The 17,213-nt window shown below is 62.9% G+C and carries 13 protein-coding genes; 7 read left to right on the top strand and 6 right to left on the bottom strand.

Annotated elements, in window-relative coordinates; genetic code table 11:
• Positions 1-3 precede the first annotated feature (3 nt).
• Both QM609_RS13935 and QM609_RS13930 read right to left on the bottom strand, forming a co-directional pair.
• Positions 4-666: a potassium channel family protein gene (locus QM609_RS13935; RefSeq protein ID WP_003942632.1), complete on the bottom strand. Its 663-nt coding sequence runs from the start codon at positions 664-666 to the stop codon at positions 4-6.
• An 86-nt stretch (positions 667-752) separates the two neighbouring features.
• Positions 753-1,418: a potassium channel family protein gene (locus QM609_RS13930; RefSeq protein ID WP_003942587.1), complete on the bottom strand. Its 666-nt coding sequence runs from the start codon at positions 1,416-1,418 to the stop codon at positions 753-755.
• Between the two features lie 171 nt (positions 1,419-1,589).
• Between QM609_RS13930 and QM609_RS13925 the strand changes: the two genes are divergently transcribed.
• The 4 genes from QM609_RS13925 (at position 1,590) to QM609_RS13910 (ending at position 7,196) form a co-directional block, all read left to right on the top strand.
• A complete protein-coding gene (locus QM609_RS13925; RefSeq protein WP_007732857.1) occupies positions 1,590-3,584 on the top strand; it encodes an APC family permease in 1,995 nt (664 codons plus the stop codon).
• Positions 3,585-3,632: 48 nt separating this feature from the next.
• Complete coding sequence (locus tag QM609_RS13920) at positions 3,633-4,901, top strand: class I SAM-dependent RNA methyltransferase (RefSeq protein WP_050656625.1); 1,269 nt, start codon at positions 3,633-3,635, stop codon at positions 4,899-4,901.
• Positions 4,902-5,055: 154 nt separating this feature from the next.
• A complete protein-coding gene (locus tag QM609_RS13915; RefSeq protein ID WP_003942624.1) occupies positions 5,056-5,544 on the top strand; it encodes a MarR family winged helix-turn-helix transcriptional regulator in 489 nt (162 codons plus the stop codon).
• Positions 5,545-5,549: 5 nt separating this feature from the next.
• On the top strand, positions 5,550-7,196 hold the full coding sequence (locus QM609_RS13910) for an MDR family MFS transporter (protein WP_179090769.1): 1,647 nt from the start codon (positions 5,550-5,552) through the stop codon (positions 7,194-7,196).
• Between the two features lie 51 nt (positions 7,197-7,247).
• Here the strand turns inward: QM609_RS13910 and QM609_RS13905 are convergent, their stop codons facing one another.
• Both QM609_RS13905 and glsA read right to left on the bottom strand, forming a co-directional pair.
• Positions 7,248-7,913 (bottom strand): SIMPL domain-containing protein, encoded by a 666-nt coding sequence (locus tag QM609_RS13905; protein WP_050656624.1) that lies wholly within the window; start codon positions 7,911-7,913, stop codon positions 7,248-7,250.
• 9 nt (positions 7,914-7,922) lie between these two features.
• Positions 7,923-9,749: a glutaminase A gene (glsA, locus tag QM609_RS13900; protein WP_047269337.1), complete on the bottom strand. Its 1,827-nt coding sequence runs from the start codon at positions 9,747-9,749 to the stop codon at positions 7,923-7,925.
• Positions 9,750-10,001: 252 nt separating this feature from the next.
• Between glsA and dxs the strand changes: the two genes are divergently transcribed.
• Entirely contained in the window at positions 10,002-11,948 is a 1,947-nt protein-coding gene (dxs, locus tag QM609_RS13895; RefSeq protein ID WP_050656623.1) for a 1-deoxy-D-xylulose-5-phosphate synthase, read from the top strand.
• Between the two features lie 88 nt (positions 11,949-12,036).
• Here the strand turns inward: dxs and QM609_RS13890 are convergent, their stop codons facing one another.
• Positions 12,037-13,479, bottom strand: a complete 1,443-nt coding sequence (locus tag QM609_RS13890; RefSeq protein WP_050656622.1) for a sugar porter family MFS transporter — start codon at positions 13,477-13,479, stop codon at positions 12,037-12,039.
• Between the two features lie 349 nt (positions 13,480-13,828).
• Entirely contained in the window at positions 13,829-14,845 is a 1,017-nt protein-coding gene (locus QM609_RS13885; RefSeq protein ID WP_050656621.1) for an iron-siderophore ABC transporter substrate-binding protein, read from the bottom strand.
• 124 nt (positions 14,846-14,969) lie between these two features.
• Here QM609_RS13885 and QM609_RS13880 point away from each other — a divergent pair, with 124 nt between their 5' ends.
• Together QM609_RS13880 and QM609_RS13875 are read left to right on the top strand one after the other, a co-directional pair.
• A complete protein-coding gene (locus tag QM609_RS13880) occupies positions 14,970-15,521 on the top strand; it encodes a TetR/AcrR family transcriptional regulator (protein ID WP_050656620.1) in 552 nt (183 codons plus the stop codon).
• Positions 15,522-15,623: 102 nt separating this feature from the next.
• Positions 15,624-17,195: a GMC oxidoreductase gene (locus tag QM609_RS13875; protein WP_082239186.1), complete on the top strand. Its 1,572-nt coding sequence runs from the start codon at positions 15,624-15,626 to the stop codon at positions 17,193-17,195.
• Positions 17,196-17,213 lie beyond the last annotated feature (18 nt).

The raw sequence follows: 17,213 nt of genomic DNA, 5'->3' as shown, positions 1-17,213 counted from the left end.
CGGTCAATTCTCCAGGCGGAGTGCAACGCGCAGCTGATCCTCGGCGTCGACGGCCGCAACGAAGAGCAGTTCGTCCCCGCCTTCGATGGGATCGTCCATCTGCGGGACGATCACGCGTCCGCCACGCAGGATGGTGACCAGTGCGCAGTCTCGCGGAAGTTCGAGTTTCTTGACGGCTTTTCCGGCAAGAGGTGTGTTGTCGGGCAACGTGATCTCGACGAGGTTGGCCTGTCCCTGCCGCAGTGTCATCAGTTTGACCAGGTCACCGACCGAGACGGCCTCTTCGACGAGCGAAGCGAGCATCCGCGGTGTCGAGACGGCGACGTCCACGCCCCAGGACTCGTCGAAGAGCCACTCGTTGCGGGGATCGTTGACGCGGGCGACAACTCGGCGAACACCGAACTCGGTTTTCGCGAGCAGACTGAGGACCAGGTTTGCCTTGTCGTCTCCGGTCGCGGCAATCACGACCTCGTACGACTCCATCGACGCGTCCTCGAGTCTGCTGAGTTCGCAGGCGTCCGCGTGCACCCACTTCGCCTCGGGCACCGACTCCGGTTCGATGTGATCGAGTTTGCGTTCGATCAGCATGACGTCATGTGAGCTTCGAATCAGCTCTCGCGCAATGGAACGGCCTACGGCGCCGGCTCCGGCGATGGCGACCTTCATCGAGAACTTCCAATCACGTTGTAGTGCAACACAGTCGCAGTCTTGTTGTGGGGGGTGGCGTACGGATCAGTCATCTGCGGCCTCCCTCAGTCGTCGCTCGGCGGCGGGTTGCCGGCCAGTGCGACAGCTTCGGCGACGGTTCCCGACACGGCGGCGATGTAGACCTGATCGTCGGCCTGGATGACAGTCTTGCGGTCGGGGAGAATGCCGGTCCCGAAGCGGATGATGAAGGCGACTCTCGAACTGGTCGCGCCCTCGAGGAGTGCGATCGGCTTGCCCGCCCAATCCTCGTGCAGGGCAAGTTCGGTGATGGCGACAGTGCCCGAAGGATCGCGCCACTTCGCAGTCTGACTTTCCTTGGTCAACGTGTGCAGGAAACGATCCGTCGACCACGGCACGGTGGCGACCGTGGGAATGCCGAGTCGCTCGTAAACAGCGGCACGCTTGGCGTCGTAAATACGTGCGACGACGCGTTCGACGCCGAAAGTCTCGCGTGCGACTCGCGCTGCGATGATGTTGGAATTGTCTCCCGAGGACACCGCGGCAAAGGCGTCGGCCCGCTCGATTCCCGCCCGGACCAGCACGTCACGGTCGAACCCCATTCCCAGAACCTTGGTTCCCGGGAAGTCGAGATCGAGACGCAGAAACGCACTCTGATCGCGGTCGATGACGGCGACCTCATGTCCGATCCTGGTCAGAGACGCGGCGAGGGAAGAACCCACTCGACCGCACCCCATGATGACGACATACACGCCCTACTCCGTTCATGGACCCTCATGGCGCGATTGCACGCCGAATCGAACGGTACAGCCCTTCACGGGAAGAGCAAGTACAACGGTCGCTCGCGTGCCGGTTGTCACGACAAAAGGTGAAGTTGGGGCTCTGATGACTCCGAATCGGGCGAGACGGCTTACGCTTTGCACGTGTCTAAGCTCTCGACCGCTACCAAGCGGCTCCTGCTCGGTCGGCCGTTCCGAAGCGACAAACTCGGGCACACGCTGCTACCCAAGCGAATTGCACTACCGGTCTTCGCGTCCGACGCGATGTCGTCCGTCGCGTATGCCCCCGAAGAAATCTTCCTGGTTCTCTCCGTCGCGGGTATTTCCGCGTATGCGTACACACCCTGGATCGGATTGTCCGTCGCCATCGTCATGGCTGTGGTGGTGGCGAGCTACCGCCAGAACGTCCACGCATACCCCTCCGGTGGCGGCGACTACGAGGTCGCGACGGTCAACCTCGGCCCGACCGCCGGTCTGACCGTCGGTAGTGCGCTGATGGTCGACTACGTGCTGACGGTCGCCGTGTCGATCTCGTCGGCGGCGTCGAACATCGGCTCGGCTCTGCCGTTCGTCGCGCAGCACAAGGTGTTGTTCGCGGTTGCGGCGATCGTGTTGCTGACCGCGGTCAACCTTCGCGGTATCCGTGAATCGGGGACCGCGTTCGCAATTCCGACCTACGCATTCATCGTCGGCATGTTCCTGATGCTCGGGTGGGGATTCTTCCGGATCTACGTCCTCGGTGAGGATGTGCACGCGGAATCGTCGTCGTTCACGCTCAACGCCGAGGATTCGCATCTGTACGGAATTGCCTTCGCGTTCCTGATCGCCCGCGCATTCTCCTCGGGCTGTGCCGCACTGACCGGCGTCGAGGCCATCAGCAACGGCGTACCGGCGTTCCAGAAGCCGAAGTCGCGCAACGCTGCCACGACCTTGCTGCTGCTCGGGTCGATCGCCATCGTCCTGCTGATGGGCATCATCATCCTGGCTCAGAAGATCGGCATCGTCTACGCACACAATCCGCAGGAACAGCTGGTCGGAGCGCCGGAGGGCTACCATCAGAAGACCTTGATCGCGCAGATCGCCGAAGCCGTGTTCAGTGGTTTCCCGATCGGTTTCTTCTTCATGGCGATCGTCACGGCACTGATCCTGGTTCTGGCCGCGAACACCGCGTTCAACGGATTTCCGGTACTCGGATCGATCCTGGCGCAGGATCGGTACCTACCGCGTCAGCTGCACACGCGCGGCGACCGACTGGCATTCAGCAACGGAATCCTCTTCCTCTCCGGTGCTGCCATCGCATTCGTCGTGGTGTTCGGCGCCGAGGTCACCAAGCTCATCCAGTTGTACATCGTCGGCGTCTTCGTCTCGTTCGTGCTCAGCCAGACGGGCATGATCAAGCACTGGACTCGGCATCTGAAGTCCGAGACCGACAAGGCGCAACGGGCCCGTATGCAGCGCTCGCGAGTGATCAATTCGATCGGTCTGGCAATGACCGCCACCGTCTTGATCATCGTTCTGATCACCAAGTTCGCTGCCGGCGCATGGATCGCCATCGTCGCGATGGTCGCGATCTTCATCGTGATGAAGATGATCCGCAAGCACTACGACAGCGTCGCAGCCGAGCTCGAGGAGCAGGAGTGGGACGGCGTACTGCCCAGCCGCACGCACTCGATCGTGCTCGTCTCGAAGTTGCACATGCCGACGATGCGAGCTCTCGCCTACGCGCGAGCCACGCGACCGGACACCCTCGAAGCCATCACGGTCAACGTCGACGAGCCGGACACCCGCGCACTCGTGCGGGAGTGGGAGAAGAGTGACGTGACGGTTCCGCTCAAGGTGATCGAGTCGCCGTACCGCGAAATCACCAAGCCGGTTCTCGACTACGTCAAGCGTGTACGACGCGATGCCCCACGTGACGTCGTCACCGTCTTCATTCCCGAGTACGTCGTCGGACACTGGTGGGAGCAGATCCTGCACAATCAGAGCGCGCTTCGTCTGAAGAGTCGTCTGCTTTTCCAGCCCGGCGTGATGGTGACCAGCGTTCCGTGGCAGCTGAGTTCGTCGGCAAAGGCGAAGCCGCTCGACATCGAGAAGACCGCAGGTGCCACGCGTCGTGGTTACGACACCGGCGAGAAATGATCACCGGCGAAAAATGATCGGCAACATCGAAATGGCAGGCGTAGTTCGTTGAGTGAGAATTGGACCGGACAGACCTTCGAGGTCGATCTGGGCAACCCCGGTCACGGCGGGTTCGTCGTCGCCCGGCACGAGGGGCGGGTCGTGTTCGTCCGTCACGGTTTGCCGGGGGAGCGTGCGCTGGTCCGGGTGACCGAGGACAAGGGCGGATCGTTCTGCCGCGCCGACGCGATCACCGTTCTCGACGCTTCTCCGCATCGGATCGATCCGACATGCCCGATCTCCGGCCCGGGCGGGGCGGGCTGCTGCGACTACTCGCATGCGGATCTGAGCGTCCAACGTGAGATGAAGACCTCGGTCGTGCGGGAGCAGCTTCTGCGACTGGCTCGTGTCGAATCGGACGTCGAGGTAGAGGAACTGCCCGGAACCGGAGGCGGAACGGGTTGGCGCACGCGAGTCCGGTTGGCGGTGGACGGGCACGGTGTCGCCGGATACCACGCGTACCGCAGCAACCGGATCGTCACAGACCTGCGGTGCACCCAGATCGATCAGAGCGCGTACGACGGTCTCGGCGGTGCGCAGTGGGCGCCAGGTAGCGAGCTGCAGGTCGTTCTCGACGCTGCGGGCGAGCGGCACGTCGTGGAAATCGCGGCACCCGCGGTGTCCAAGACGGGACGGCGGACGCCCGGGCGACGCGGCGCGATGGCACGCCGAGCGGCAAGCGGCGGCCCGCGAAAGACCCGAGTTGCCATCGGATCGGACACAGTGACCGAGCGCGTCGGCAGTCGAGAATGGGCGCTGGCCGCGACCGGTTTCTGGCAGGCCCATCGCGGCGCTGCGGCCGCGTACTCACAGGTGGTCGGGGAGTGGGCCGGAGCCGCTACCGCGGACACGGCCTGGGATCTCTACGGCGGTGTCGGCGTGTTCGCAGCTGTGCTCGCCGAGCTTGTCGGGCCGTCCGGCGTGGTGGAGTCCGTCGAATCTTCGGCGCGTGCAGTCGCGGACGGGCAGGCAGCGCTGTCCGATCTCGGTCAGGTGCGCTTCCACAGCGCCCGCGTCGAGAACATCATCGCGGATCTGGAGCGTTCGCCTGCTGTCGTCGTGCTCGACCCGCCACGTGCGGGGGCCGGCCGTCCGGTCGTGGAAGCTCTCGCCTCAACGGGCGCTGAGCGGATAGTCCACATCGGGTGCGACCCGGCGTCGTTCGGTCGCGATATCGGCCTCTACCTGGAGCAGGGCTTCAGAATCGGTGGCCTCCGGGCGTTCGACGCGTTCCCCCAGACTCACCACATGGAGTGCATCGCGCTCCTCGAACGCTGAGACGTCCCGAAATCTTTCCCTGAAACGGTGTGACGCTTCTCGCGTTCACAACAGTTGCTTGCATTACGCAACTAATCGTATAGTTTCGTTCTGCAAGTAGTTTTCCGTTTTCAAGTCACGGCTCGTTCGGGCCACTCGAATTCAGGGGTAGGCAATGTCGGTACAGCCGGAGACGGCCCAAGCGCTCGTCGACACGATCTTCATGTTCGGCAGATCGCTGCGAGCCGCGGTCACCACCGGTGCAGACAGCCTGCTGCCGCCTGCGCTGGTCAGTGTGTTGTTCATGCTGGCGGCGCGTGGGGAGTGCCGACAGAACGAATTGGCCGTCGATCTGTGTGTCAGTCAGTCGTCGCTCAGCCGACAAATGTCGGATCTGGTCGACGCTGGGTATGTCGAGAGAAATCCCGATCCGGCTGACAAGCGGGCGTTCCGCATCCGAGTATCGGAAGAGGGACACGACGTTTTACGGAGAACCACGCAGCGGCGTGCGGCGCGTTTGCGCAACATGCTCGAAGACTGGAGCCAGGAAGAGGCCATGGCCGCAGTGACATCGCTGCAACGTCTCAACGAGACGTTCGGCGCATCGAATCGGCAGGCCTCACCGGCAGTTCCGCACACGGGCGTAGAAAGTATTGGGAGATAAGGCACATGGCAGCAACAGTAGGAGAAACCCGGGCAAGTACCGGAGGTGACGGATCGACTCGCGAAGCGGGCGCGATGACTCACCGCGAAATTCTCGAAGCACTCACCGGACTCATCGCAGCGCTGTTCACCGCGCTGCTCAGCAGCACCATCGTTTCCACAGCGCTTCCCACGATCATCGGTGAACTGCACGGAACTCAGACGCAGTACGCCTGGATCATCACGACAGCGTTGCTCGCCACCGCGGCGTCGACGCCGATCTGGGGCAAGCTTGCCGACCTCTACAACAAGAAGGTCCTGGTCCAGACCGCGATCGTCATCTTCGTGATCGGCTCGGTCATCGCCGGCGCGGCGCACAACGTTCCGTTGCTGCTCGGTGCGCGTGTCATCCAGGGCATCGGTATGGGCGGTCTGACCGCTCTCGTCGTAGCCATCATCGGCACGATCATCCCGCCGCGAGATCGCGGTCGCTACTCCGGATACATGGGTGCGGCCATGGCCGTCTCGATGTCCGGTGGACCGATCCTCGGCGGCGTCCTCGTGGACACTGCCGGCTGGCGCTGGTGCTTCTACGTATGTGTTCCGCTGGCAGTCATCGCATTGTTCCTGCTTCAGCGCACACTGCACGTCGAGACCGTGAAGAAGGACAACGTCTCCATCGACTGGATGGGCGCCACCTTGCTCACCGCCGGTGTCAGCGTGCTGCTGATCTGGGTTTCGTTTGCCGGTCAGGACGACTACTACGCCTGGTTCTCGAAGGAGTCGGCCTTCTTCGTCATCGGTGGTCTGGCCCTGCTCGGCCTGACGATGTTCGTCGAATCCAAGGTCAAGGATCCGATCCTGCCGATCAAGATCATCACCGAGCGCACCACGGCTCTCGCGATCATCGCCTCGATCGCAGTTGGTGTCGGCCTCTTCGGCGCGACGACGTTCCTGACGCAGTACTTCCAGACCGCACGCGGATTCGATCCCACCGAAGCCGGATTGCTCACCATTCCGATGGTCGCAGGCATGCTCGTCGCCTCGGTCGGCTCGGGCCAGCTGATCACCAAGTTCGGTCAGTGGAAGCCCTTCATCGTCGCCGGCGCAGTTCTGCTGCTGGTCGGTTTCGGGCTGCTGTCGACGATCGACCACGCAACCAGCCTCTGGACCATCGGAATCTTCATCGCCATCGTGGGTCTCGGTACCGGCATGCTGATGCAGAACATCGTGCTCGCCGTGCAGAACACGGTCAGCGTCGAGAACATCGGCGCGGCCAGCAGTATCGTGGCGTTCTTCCGCACCTTCGGCGGCGCGATCGGTGTGTCGGTGCTCGGTTCGATTCTTGCGACCCGCGTCAAGACACTGACAGTCGATTCGGTCTCCACCTTGCCGCCCGAGCAGCAGGCAGTAGCTGGAAAGAGCCTCCAGGACGGCCTCGACCTGAGCAATATGCCTGACTTCGTCTCGCAGATCGTTCGGTTCGCCTACGGCGACGCAACAGGACGGATCTTCCTGGTCGCAGCCGTCGTCGCCGTGGTCACGCTCGTGTCGGTCATCTTCATCCCGAACCGTCCGTTGCGCACCACCATCGACATGGCAACCCCCGACGCCGAGCAGAAGTTCGAAGAAGAACGCGAAGAGAAGAACGAGGAGAAGAACCTCACTCGCTGATCCGCAAGCCCGGCTGGTCTACTGCCGGCCGCGTCTTCTGAATTACTGTTGTCACGCCATAGCCCATCGAACGCGGACCGAGATCGATTCTTCGATCTCTCCGCGTTCGACGGCTATCGGGGCCGAATCCGCTTTCATCGCCGCGACACGTCCGCGCATCGGCACGATCTGGTCGAAGTCCTCGAGCACCTCGAGGACTTCGACCAGATCTTTGTCTGCCAGGTCTGCGAACTGTCTGGCCTTCGATTCGGCTGCCGTCCAGGCCAATTCGCGTGCTCTTGTCGCCAGATCGCTGCGGTCGTCGAGATCGAACTCCAGTCCGTCGAGCCGAATCGCGTCGCCACCCACCGATACACATGCCGCGATGACGGCAGCGGGGGAGTTCGCCGCTTCCGGCTCCAGCTCTCGCAGTACGACTCGGAAAGTTGTCGATGCCGTGAATCCTGTTGTCTCCTGGCGGCCTCCGTCGCTCCAGTGAGTCTGCGGATGGACGCTCAGCCCGGCGGTGGTGAGGTCCGCTCCGCGCACACCGCGCGCGTGCAGGGTCTCGGTCAGCGCAGTGGACAGACGCGCGACGGCGTCGAATGCGTCGGAGACGGCCGTCTGTGTCACCGATACTCCGATCGTCAATCGCACGATGTCGGGAACAGCTGTTGCAGTGGCGGTTCCGGTCACCGTGACTGTGGACGGCTCCGAGGTGAAGGCGGTGGTGGGCACGTGTGGTTCCTATCCGATTCGTCCGGCGGATATGACACTCCGCAACATCAGGTCCAATTGCTCGTAGGCGCCCGCCGCCAGTCGTTCGAGAAGCGCAAGTTTCAACTCGGGTGCCTGTGCGGTCAGTTCTGCATATCGTTCCGGAGTCAGGACAGCGACGGTGACCGTGGAATCGGCGCGGATGTCATTGAGAAATGGAGTGTCGAGGAACATCGTCATCTCGCCGAACGTCATTCCGGCGGAGAGCGTCGTGATGCGGTGCTCGACCCCGTGCGCGTCGGTGAACATGGTGCTGACCTGGCCACTGAGAATCAGGTAGAAGCCAGACGCCGATTCACCTCGGCGGGCGATCTTCTCGCCGCGGGCATAGGTTCGCGTCTCCAGTTCTGCGGAGAATCCCTCGATCTGCGCCGCGGACAGAGCATCGAGAACTGGGTGGTCCTCGATCGAGATCGTCGACGCCTGCCGATCGGCCTCACAATGCACCGCAAGCAGCGTGTCTTCGCACCACTGCATGGCGGAATCGAGGTCCGCAAAAACCCGACCACTTCTTCTGGCGGGGTCGATGCTCGAACTTCGTTGTCCCAGCAGTCCTTGCGGATCGACGACGGCCACCGCACAAGCCTGCTCGGCCAGTTGAACCTGCAGTGCAGTGATCATGCGCACCGCGACGTCGCTGGCGTCGTCGACGCGGCGGACGTCGATGACGACAACTTCGAGGCCCTCGTCCACCGAGCCGATTTCGCGGACCGCCGATTCGGCACCGGTGAAGAGGAGATCGCCGTGCAGTTCGTAGACCCGGCTGCGCTTGCCGACGTCGTCGAGCACGGCTTGTTCGGTCGGGGTGCGTCGTACTCGCGACGGTGCTTCGATGACGCTGTATCTGGCCCGGATCGACGAGCGTGACGCCCGCGTCACGTGGAGGAAGTGCAGTTCGAGTTCCTTCGACAGTGCCCGGGCAGAAGCAACTCCGCGAACACTGTTGCCGTGAACGTCGAGCCTGGGGGAGTACACGGCGATGCCGATCTGGCCCGGCAGAACCGCCAGCACTCCGCCGCCGACACCGCTCTTGGCCGGCAATCCGACCTCTACCAGCCACTTGCCGGCGCCGTCGTACATCCCGCAGGTTGCCATGACACTGAGGACCTGTTCGACGCCTGCGGGTGCCAGCGCACGCTCGTGGGTGAGCGGATTGACGCCGTTGTTCGCCATCGTCGCAGCCATCAGACTCAGATCACGGCAGGTCACGTCGATCGAACACTGACGGAAGTACAGGTCGACGGCCTCGTCGGGATTGCCGGTGATGACGTCGAAGGATCGCAGCATGTGGCCGATCGCACGGTTGCGGTGACCGGTGCGGGCCTCGGAGGTGTAGACGGCTTCGTTGAAGGTCAGCTCGCGGCCTGCGTATCGCGAGTACGCCGACCGGATGCGCTCGAAGCGGGCCTCGGGATTCGGTCCGGCAACCAGTGATGCAGCGGTGATCGCCCCGGCATTGATCATGGGGTTTCGTGGCCGTTCGGTGAGCGGGTCGAGGCTGATTTCGTTGAACGGCTCGCCGGATGGTTCGACGTCGATTTTCGCGGCAACCGCCTCGCTTCCTCGATCGGCGAGAGCCAAGGCGTAGGTGAAGGGCTTCGAGATCGACTGAATGGTGAACGGGATTCGCGAGTCACCGATCTCGTAGACGTAACCGTCTACGGTGGCGATGCAGATTCCGAACGAATCGGGGGCGACCGCCGCGAGTTCGGGGATGTAGTCGGCCAACTCGCCTTCGTCGAGTGATCGGACTTCGTCGAACACTCGCGTTATCAGGTCGTCGACCACAGTTCCCATACGTCGACCTTAAGCTGACATGGCGGTCGTTTTGTGGAAGAAGAGTTGCCGAGTCGATCGCGACGGATCCCATTTGTCTGTGATTGCGATCACGAGCGATCCGCGGGATTTCGCTGTTACGCGAAGTCACACCGGAATCGGGCCGAGTCCGCGTGTCGGTTCGCCGGAACGCTCCGTAGACTGGCAGCACTGTCGCGAAGACAGCCGCGGCGCGCACCGGTGCAGCTGTGAAGCACGGAGGGAGCGATCTCGTTGGGTGTTCTTGCCCGCATTCAGGGTCCTGACGATCTACGTCAGTTGAGCCACGCCGAGATGACGGAGTTGGCCGACGAGATTCGTGAGTTCCTCGTGCTGAAGGTCGCTGCGACCGGTGGTCACCTCGGGCCCAACTTGGGCGTCGTGGAGTTGACCCTCGCACTGCACCGAATTTTCGACTCGCCGCAGGACGCGATCATCTTCGACACGGGCCATCAGGCCTACGTACACAAGATCCTCACCGGTCGTCAGGATCAGTTCGACACTCTGCGTAAGCAGGGCGGACTGTCCGGGTATCCGTGCCGCGCCGAGAGCGAACACGACTGGGTCGAGTCCTCTCACGCTTCCGCCGCGCTGTCCTATGCCGACGGCCTCGCGAAGGCCTTCGCGCTGACGGGTCAGAATCGCCACGTAGTTGCCGTCGTCGGTGACGGCGCGCTGACCGGCGGAATGTGTTGGGAAGCTCTCAACAACATCGCGGCAGGCAAGGACCGTTCGGTGGTGATCGTCGTCAACGACAACGGTCGCTCGTACGCACCGACCATCGGCGGACTCGCCGACCATCTCTCGGCACTGCGCACTGCGCCGAGTTACGAGCGCGCCCTCGACAGTGGCCGACGCATGGTCAAGAGACTGCCCTGGGTGGGGCGCACCGCGTACTCCGTCCTGCACGGAATGAAGGCGGGTCTCAAAGACGCGGTCAGCCCTCAGGTCATGTTCACCGATCTGGGTATCAAGTATCTCGGACCGGTGGACGGACACGACGAAGCCGCCATGGAATCGGCATTGCGCCGGGCAAAGGCCTACGGCGGACCGGTCATCGTGCATGCCGTCACTCGTAAGGGCAACGGTTACGCACACGCCGAGAACGACGTGGCCGACCAGATGCATGCCACCGGCGTCATCGATCCCGTCACAGGTCGCGGCACCAAGTCGTCCTCGCCGGACTGGACGTCGGTCTTCTCGGCCGCATTGATCGAGCAGGCTTCGCGTCGTGAGGACATCGTCGCCATCACCGCAGCGATGGCCGGGCCCACCGGCCTTGCGGCATTCGGTGAGAAGTTCCCCGACCGCATGTTCGACGTCGGTATTGCCGAGCAGCACGCGATGACCTCGGCCGCCGGTCTTGCACTGGGTGGACTTCACCCCGTCGTTGCTATCTACTCGACCTTCCTCAATCGGGCTTTCGACCAGTTGTTGATGGACGTCGCTCTACTCAAGCAACCGGTCACAGTCGTGCTCGACCGCGCCGGGGTCACCGGAGTCGACGGCGCCAGCCACAACGGCGTCTGGGATCTTTCGCTGCTCGGAATCATCCCGGGGATCCGCGTCGCGGCACCGCGTGACGCAGACACGCTGCGGGAAGAGCTGGACGAGGCACTTCTCGTCGACGACGGCCCAACCGTCGTTCGTTTCCCGAAGGGCGCTGTACCCGAAGCGATTCCGGCCGTGAAGCGACTCGACGGAATGGTCGACGTTCTCAAGTCCAGCGAGGGTGAGCGCGGCGACGTGCTCCTCGTCGCGGTGGGCCCGTTTGCATCCCTGGCACTCGAGATTGCCGAGCGGCTCGACAAGCAGGGCATCTCGGTTGCCGTCGTCGATCCGCGGTGGGTTCTGCCGGTCGCGGATTCGCTGGTGAAGATGGCGGACAAGTACGCCCTCGTGGTCACCATCGAAGACGGTGGTCTGCACGGCGGCATCGGTTCGACGGTCTCGGCCGCGATGCGGGCAGCCGGAGTGCACACGTCGTGCCGCGACATGGGCGTTCCCCAGCAGTTCCTCGATCACGCCAGCCGCGAGGCCATCCACAAGGAACTCGGACTCACGGCTCAGGACCTCTCCCGCAAGATCACCGGCTGGGTGGCGGGGATGGGCAGCGTCGGCGTCCACGTCCAGGAAGACGCGTCCTCGGCGTCGGCTCAGGGCGAAGTCGCGCAAGGCTGACGGCTCGTCTCACGATAATCTCGAAAAGCGGTGGCCCTCGGATCAATCCGAGGGCCACCGCTTTTCGGTGTGAAACCGTGAGATCTCGCTACTGGACGGATTCGAGTGTGCTGCCTCGCGTTTCCTTCACGAACCTCAGGACGACGAACAGCGACAACACTGCCATGACGGCGTAGCCGGCGTAGGTGTACGACAGATTCCAATCGGCCAGTGCCGGGAACGTCCAGGAGACCAGGAAGTTCGCGACCCAGTTGGTGGCGGTCGCAATTCCTACTGCTGCAGCACGCACGCGGTTGGGGAACATCTCGGAGATCAACACCCAGACCACCGGGCCCCAGGACAGAGCGAAGAAGAATACGAATGCGTTCGCACCGATAAGTGCGATAGTCGCGTTCGCTCCGGTCAGCGTGGCCACAGATTCGCCGATCTCGTTCTTGGTCACTGTTGCCGAATGGAAACAGAACGCCGCGGTGCCCAGTGAGATGGCCATACCGGCGGAACCGACCAACAACAGCGGCTTTCGACCGACCCGGTCGATGACGGCGATGGCGACAAATGTACCGACGATGTTGACCAAGGCGCTCACGACGCTGATCAGCAGGGATCGGTCGGCGCCGAATCCGACCGCCTGCCAGAGGGTGCTCGAGTAGTAGAAGATCACGTTGATACCGACGAACTGCTGCAATGCGGCGAGTGCAATACCGACCCACACCAGATGGGAGACCCCGAGCCGCTTCGAGAAGAGTTGGCGGACTGTGGTCTTGGCTTGCTTCTCCGTCAGAGATTCGCGGATCTCGTTCATGCGTTCGGTGACGGCGTCGTGATCTCCACCTTCGAGATCGGAGATGATCTTGCGAGCACGATCGTCCTTGCCCTGCGCCACGAGGAACCGTGGAGATTCGGGAATCGTGGTTGTCATGATCAGGTACAGGACTGCGGGAACCGCCTCGAGCATCAGCATCCACTGCCAGGCTTCGAGGCCTGCGATCTGATTGCGATCACCACCGGCCGCGGCCTGGAGGGCGTAATTGACCAACTGCGACACGGCGATTCCGAGAACGATCGCCAGTTGGTACATCGAGCCGAGACGTCCGCGAATCGCGGCGGGGGAGATCTCCGCGATGTAGGCCGGGGCGATGACTGACGCGAAACCCACTGCCAGGCCGCCGACCACGCGCCAGAACGTGAGGTCGTAGACGCTGAACGGAATTGCGGAGCCTACGGCGCCGATGATGAACAACACCGCGGCTATCTGCATGACGCGGATGCGGCCGAGTCGGTCGGCGAGTGTGCCTGCGATCCAGGCGCCGAGTGCTGCGCCGAGCAGAGTCAGTGAGACCGTGAGCCCGGTGCCCGAGGCGCCGATGTCGTACTTGTCTCGGATCGCACCGACCGCCCCGTTGATGACGGCGGTGTCGTATCCGAACAGAAAACCGCCGAGCGCGGCGGCGCCGGCGAAGAGCACTGCATGTCCGACGTCGGCGCGAGTAGCGCCTGATCCTCCGCCGGAGGCGGTTCCGCTGAATGCCATTCCTGCCCCCTCAAAGGCCCTACGGTCGACACCCCGATGCGCCGATCCATCCGCGAGCACTCTGCACGCTACGCCCACCGGGGCAGATTTGGCGGGGACTCACGCGCCGTTACCCAGCTGAGTCCATTCCCGCAGCGAATCAGCTTGACACAGTAATGTCGTATTGATTGCAGTTAGTATGCAAACAATATGGTAAGTGCAGGTGAGGGCGCTTTACTCGCCCGACGGCGCTCGGCTTTTGCTGCAATGTCTTCGAGATCCTTCGCCATGAATTTCCGGGTCACCCGCCTCTCCGGCGAGCCGTTCGATACGGATCACGCCGGAGAGGGTTGTCGGGAAAATCTCGTTTCTAGGCGGAGGCGCGCTTTGCGGCTTCGCTCAACGTCGGTGTGATCTGGCCGAGGACCCACGGCGTGCTCAGGACGTTGACGTTGCTCAGTCCGCCGATGACCCGGGTGTCGCTGAGGAATGCGGTGGATCCACGCTTGACCGCGCCGAGTCCACCGACTGCGGGTATGCCGGACGGATCACCGGAGCCGTCGGTGAAGCCGACGATCACATCGGCGTCGATGTCGGCGATGTTCTCGTAGGAGATCGTCTTGAAGAACGATCCACCTGCATTGTCCGCGGCTAGCTTCTCGACGCCCGGTGCGTTGACGAACCCGAGTTCGGTCAGCACCTGGACCCGCGGATCAGTGGGCAGATAGACGTTGATGTTGCTCGAATCGGTGTCGAAGTTGACCACTGCCAATGTCTTTCCGGCGAACTCCGGGTGGGCTGTGGCGGTATCGGCGAGAGTCGCGTCGAGGCCGTCGACGAGCTTGTCGGCCTCTTCGCTCTTGCCGACTGCCTTGCCGACGATGCGGGTCTGGTCCTGCCAGGATGTCTGCCAGGCCGCGCCGGGGTAGGCGGCCGTCGGTGCGATCTTGCTCAGTTGGTTGTAGACGGATTCCTCGAAGCCCTCGTACGGCGCGAGGATGACGTCGGGGGTCAACGACGCGATGGACTCGATCGGCGGTTCTCCGCTGGCCGGCATGTCGAAGAGCGTTGTCTTGTCCGCGTCGAAGTAGTCCTGCGCCCAGGGCATGACGCCGTTGTCGTCCGCGCCGTAGGTGTACTTGGGCTGTCCGACCGGAGTCAGATCGAGTGCGTACAGGATGTCCTGCGCGTTCCATCCGAGGGTGACGACGCGCTCGGGCTTCGAGTCGATGGTCGTGGTGCCGAAGGTGTTCTCGATGCTGACGGGGAATCCGTCCGTAGCTTGGGATGGCGTGGATGTGCCTGAATCCGAGGAGCACGAGACAAGTGCGGTGACCGCGATTGCAGCCGCACCGAGGGCAGTGAAGCCCCGAACAGAAGTTTTCATGAAGGGCAGCCTAACCTACTGAATTTCGGCAGCCAAACGAAACCGATTGTGCCGTTTATGCAGGTGGGAGTCGGATCTGGACCGCGTTTCTCAGTGCACCGTTTCGGTGGGCAATACTTTCCTCGTGCGATCACAGCAGAAGATTCTCGGTGCCGCCCTCGGACTGATCGAAGGTGGCGGATTCGAGGCTGTGAACATTGCCGCAGTTGCCACCGCGGCCGGTGTCTCGCGCCAGACGGTGTACTCGATTTTCGGCACACGTGAAGAGGTCGTCTCCCAGGCGATGGGCGGTCTCGCTGTCGAGGTTCTCGGGGAGATCACGGCACAGGTGGAGTCGGTCGACACGGCGTGTGAATACGTCGTCGAATTCATCGTTGCCGCGCGAACTGCCGTGCGTGCTCACCCGGTGCTCGCGACTCTGCTCCTCGCCGAGCGGGGAAACCCTGTCTTCGATATCGAAATGATGAGTCGAGCAATACCTTTCGCTGGTCAGATGCTCACCCCTATGGTCGAACGTGGCCTCGCCACCGAGGCGGAGTTGGATGAGATAGTGGAAATTGCCGTGCGACTGGGGCTTTCGGTTGTTGCATTCGACAGTGACCTCGTACATTCCGACGACTCCTTGCGGGCCTTTCTCTCGAGGTGGCTCGGGCCCGCAATCCGGTCGACCTCGTAGTTCCTTGCCTGCTCCGCCAAAACCTTGACACTCGAGCGTCAGAGTGTCTAGTTTTGGCGTGCCCGGAATTCTCTGGCGACATTCTTCGAGGGAGCACCAGTCATGTCCGGAGTGAAACGTAGATCGTTCTTGGCCGGTACGGCCGCCGTGGGAGTCGCGATGATGGCGCCACGCACTGCCAGGGCTGCAACAGGGATTCCGCTGACCCGTGAAGTGCACCGTGTCGTGGTTATCGGATCGGGGTTCGGCGGCGGGGTGACGGCACTTCGCCTGGCCGAGGCGGGGGTTCCGGTCACTTTGCTGGAGAGAGGGATTCGGTGGCAGACCGGGCCGAATGCCGAAACTTTCCCGCACCCCGCCAGCCCGGACAAGCGCATCCTCTGGCATCAGTCCAACCCGACTCTGTTCGGCAGGCCGGCGATCTTCGAGCCATACGCGGGGTTGTTGGAGACGGTGACCGGTGAGAACATGACCGCGATCTGCGCAGCCGGTGTGGGCGGCGGATCGCTTGTGTACCAAGGGATGACGCTGCAACCGGAAGAAGCGGTCTTCAACACGCACTTTCCGGAGGAGCTCGATTACGCACGAATGGACCGCGTCCATTACCCGCGGGTGGCGCGGATGCTGCAAGTGGAAACTGCACCAGACGAACTGATTTCCAGCCCGAACTACGAGGCGGCACGTGTATTCGCGCGTAACGCAACGCGTTCCGGTCTACCCGTGTCGAAGATTCCGATGCCGATCGACTGGAACTTCGCGTTGGCCGAACTGAGGGGTGAGATGAAGCCGTCTTACACCAACGGTGACGGCGCGCTCGGTGTCAACAACGGTGGCAAGCATTCGGTGGATGTCACCTACATTGCGGCTGCGGAAGCGACCGGATTGGTGAATGTGGAGACTCTGCACCAGGTCACCGATGTCGAGCGGGCTGCCGACGGACGGTGGCGCGTGTACGTGGACCGGACCGACATTTCCGGCAAGATTCTCGAGAACAAGATCTTGACGACGGATGCGCTCGTGATGGCTGCAGGCAGCATGAACACCACCAAACTCCTGGTCCGCGCCGCGGCGACGGGGCGGATCACGGATCTGCCGGACGAGCTCGGCGCAGGGTGGGGGACCAATGCCGATCGGATCTACATCTGGTCGGATCTCGCCGAGAATTTCGGCGCGACGCAGGGCGGGCCGGTCGTCTACGGCAGCCGGAACTGGGACGACCCGCATAACGCGTTCACCGTCATTCAGGCGTCGTTCCCGCCCGTTGCGTTCGACGCTCACAGCACGGTGATGGTCGGATTCGGTGTGAGCCGCGACCGAGGTCGGTTCGTGTACGACTCGGCGCGGGGTGAGGCGGTGCTCCGTTGGCCGAGTGATGGCGACTCTGCGATCCAGCAAGGCCACATCGGACCTGCGGCCCAGCAGATCGCGGCAGGAGGACTGCTCACCGATACGAACGCGATACTGCCGTCCACGTGGCATCCCCTCGGCGGTGCCTGCATGAACTCGGTGTGCGATCTTGATGGGCGGGTTCTGGGCCAGCGGGGGTTGTACGTGCTCGACGGCGCTCTGCTGCCGGGAAACTCCGCTGCGTGCAATCCGTCGATGACTATCGCCGCCGTCGCGGAGCGTGCGCTCGAGAACATCGTGAAAGACGATGTGGGAACCCTATTCTGAGCCTGCAGAACGCCACGG

It is taken from the genome of Rhodococcus sp. IEGM 1302 (assembly GCF_030056935.1).
GTDB classification, from domain to species: Bacteria; Actinomycetota; Actinomycetes; order Mycobacteriales; family Mycobacteriaceae; genus Rhodococcus_F; species Rhodococcus_F qingshengii.
This window is presented reverse-complemented; position numbering and strand designations above follow the sequence as displayed.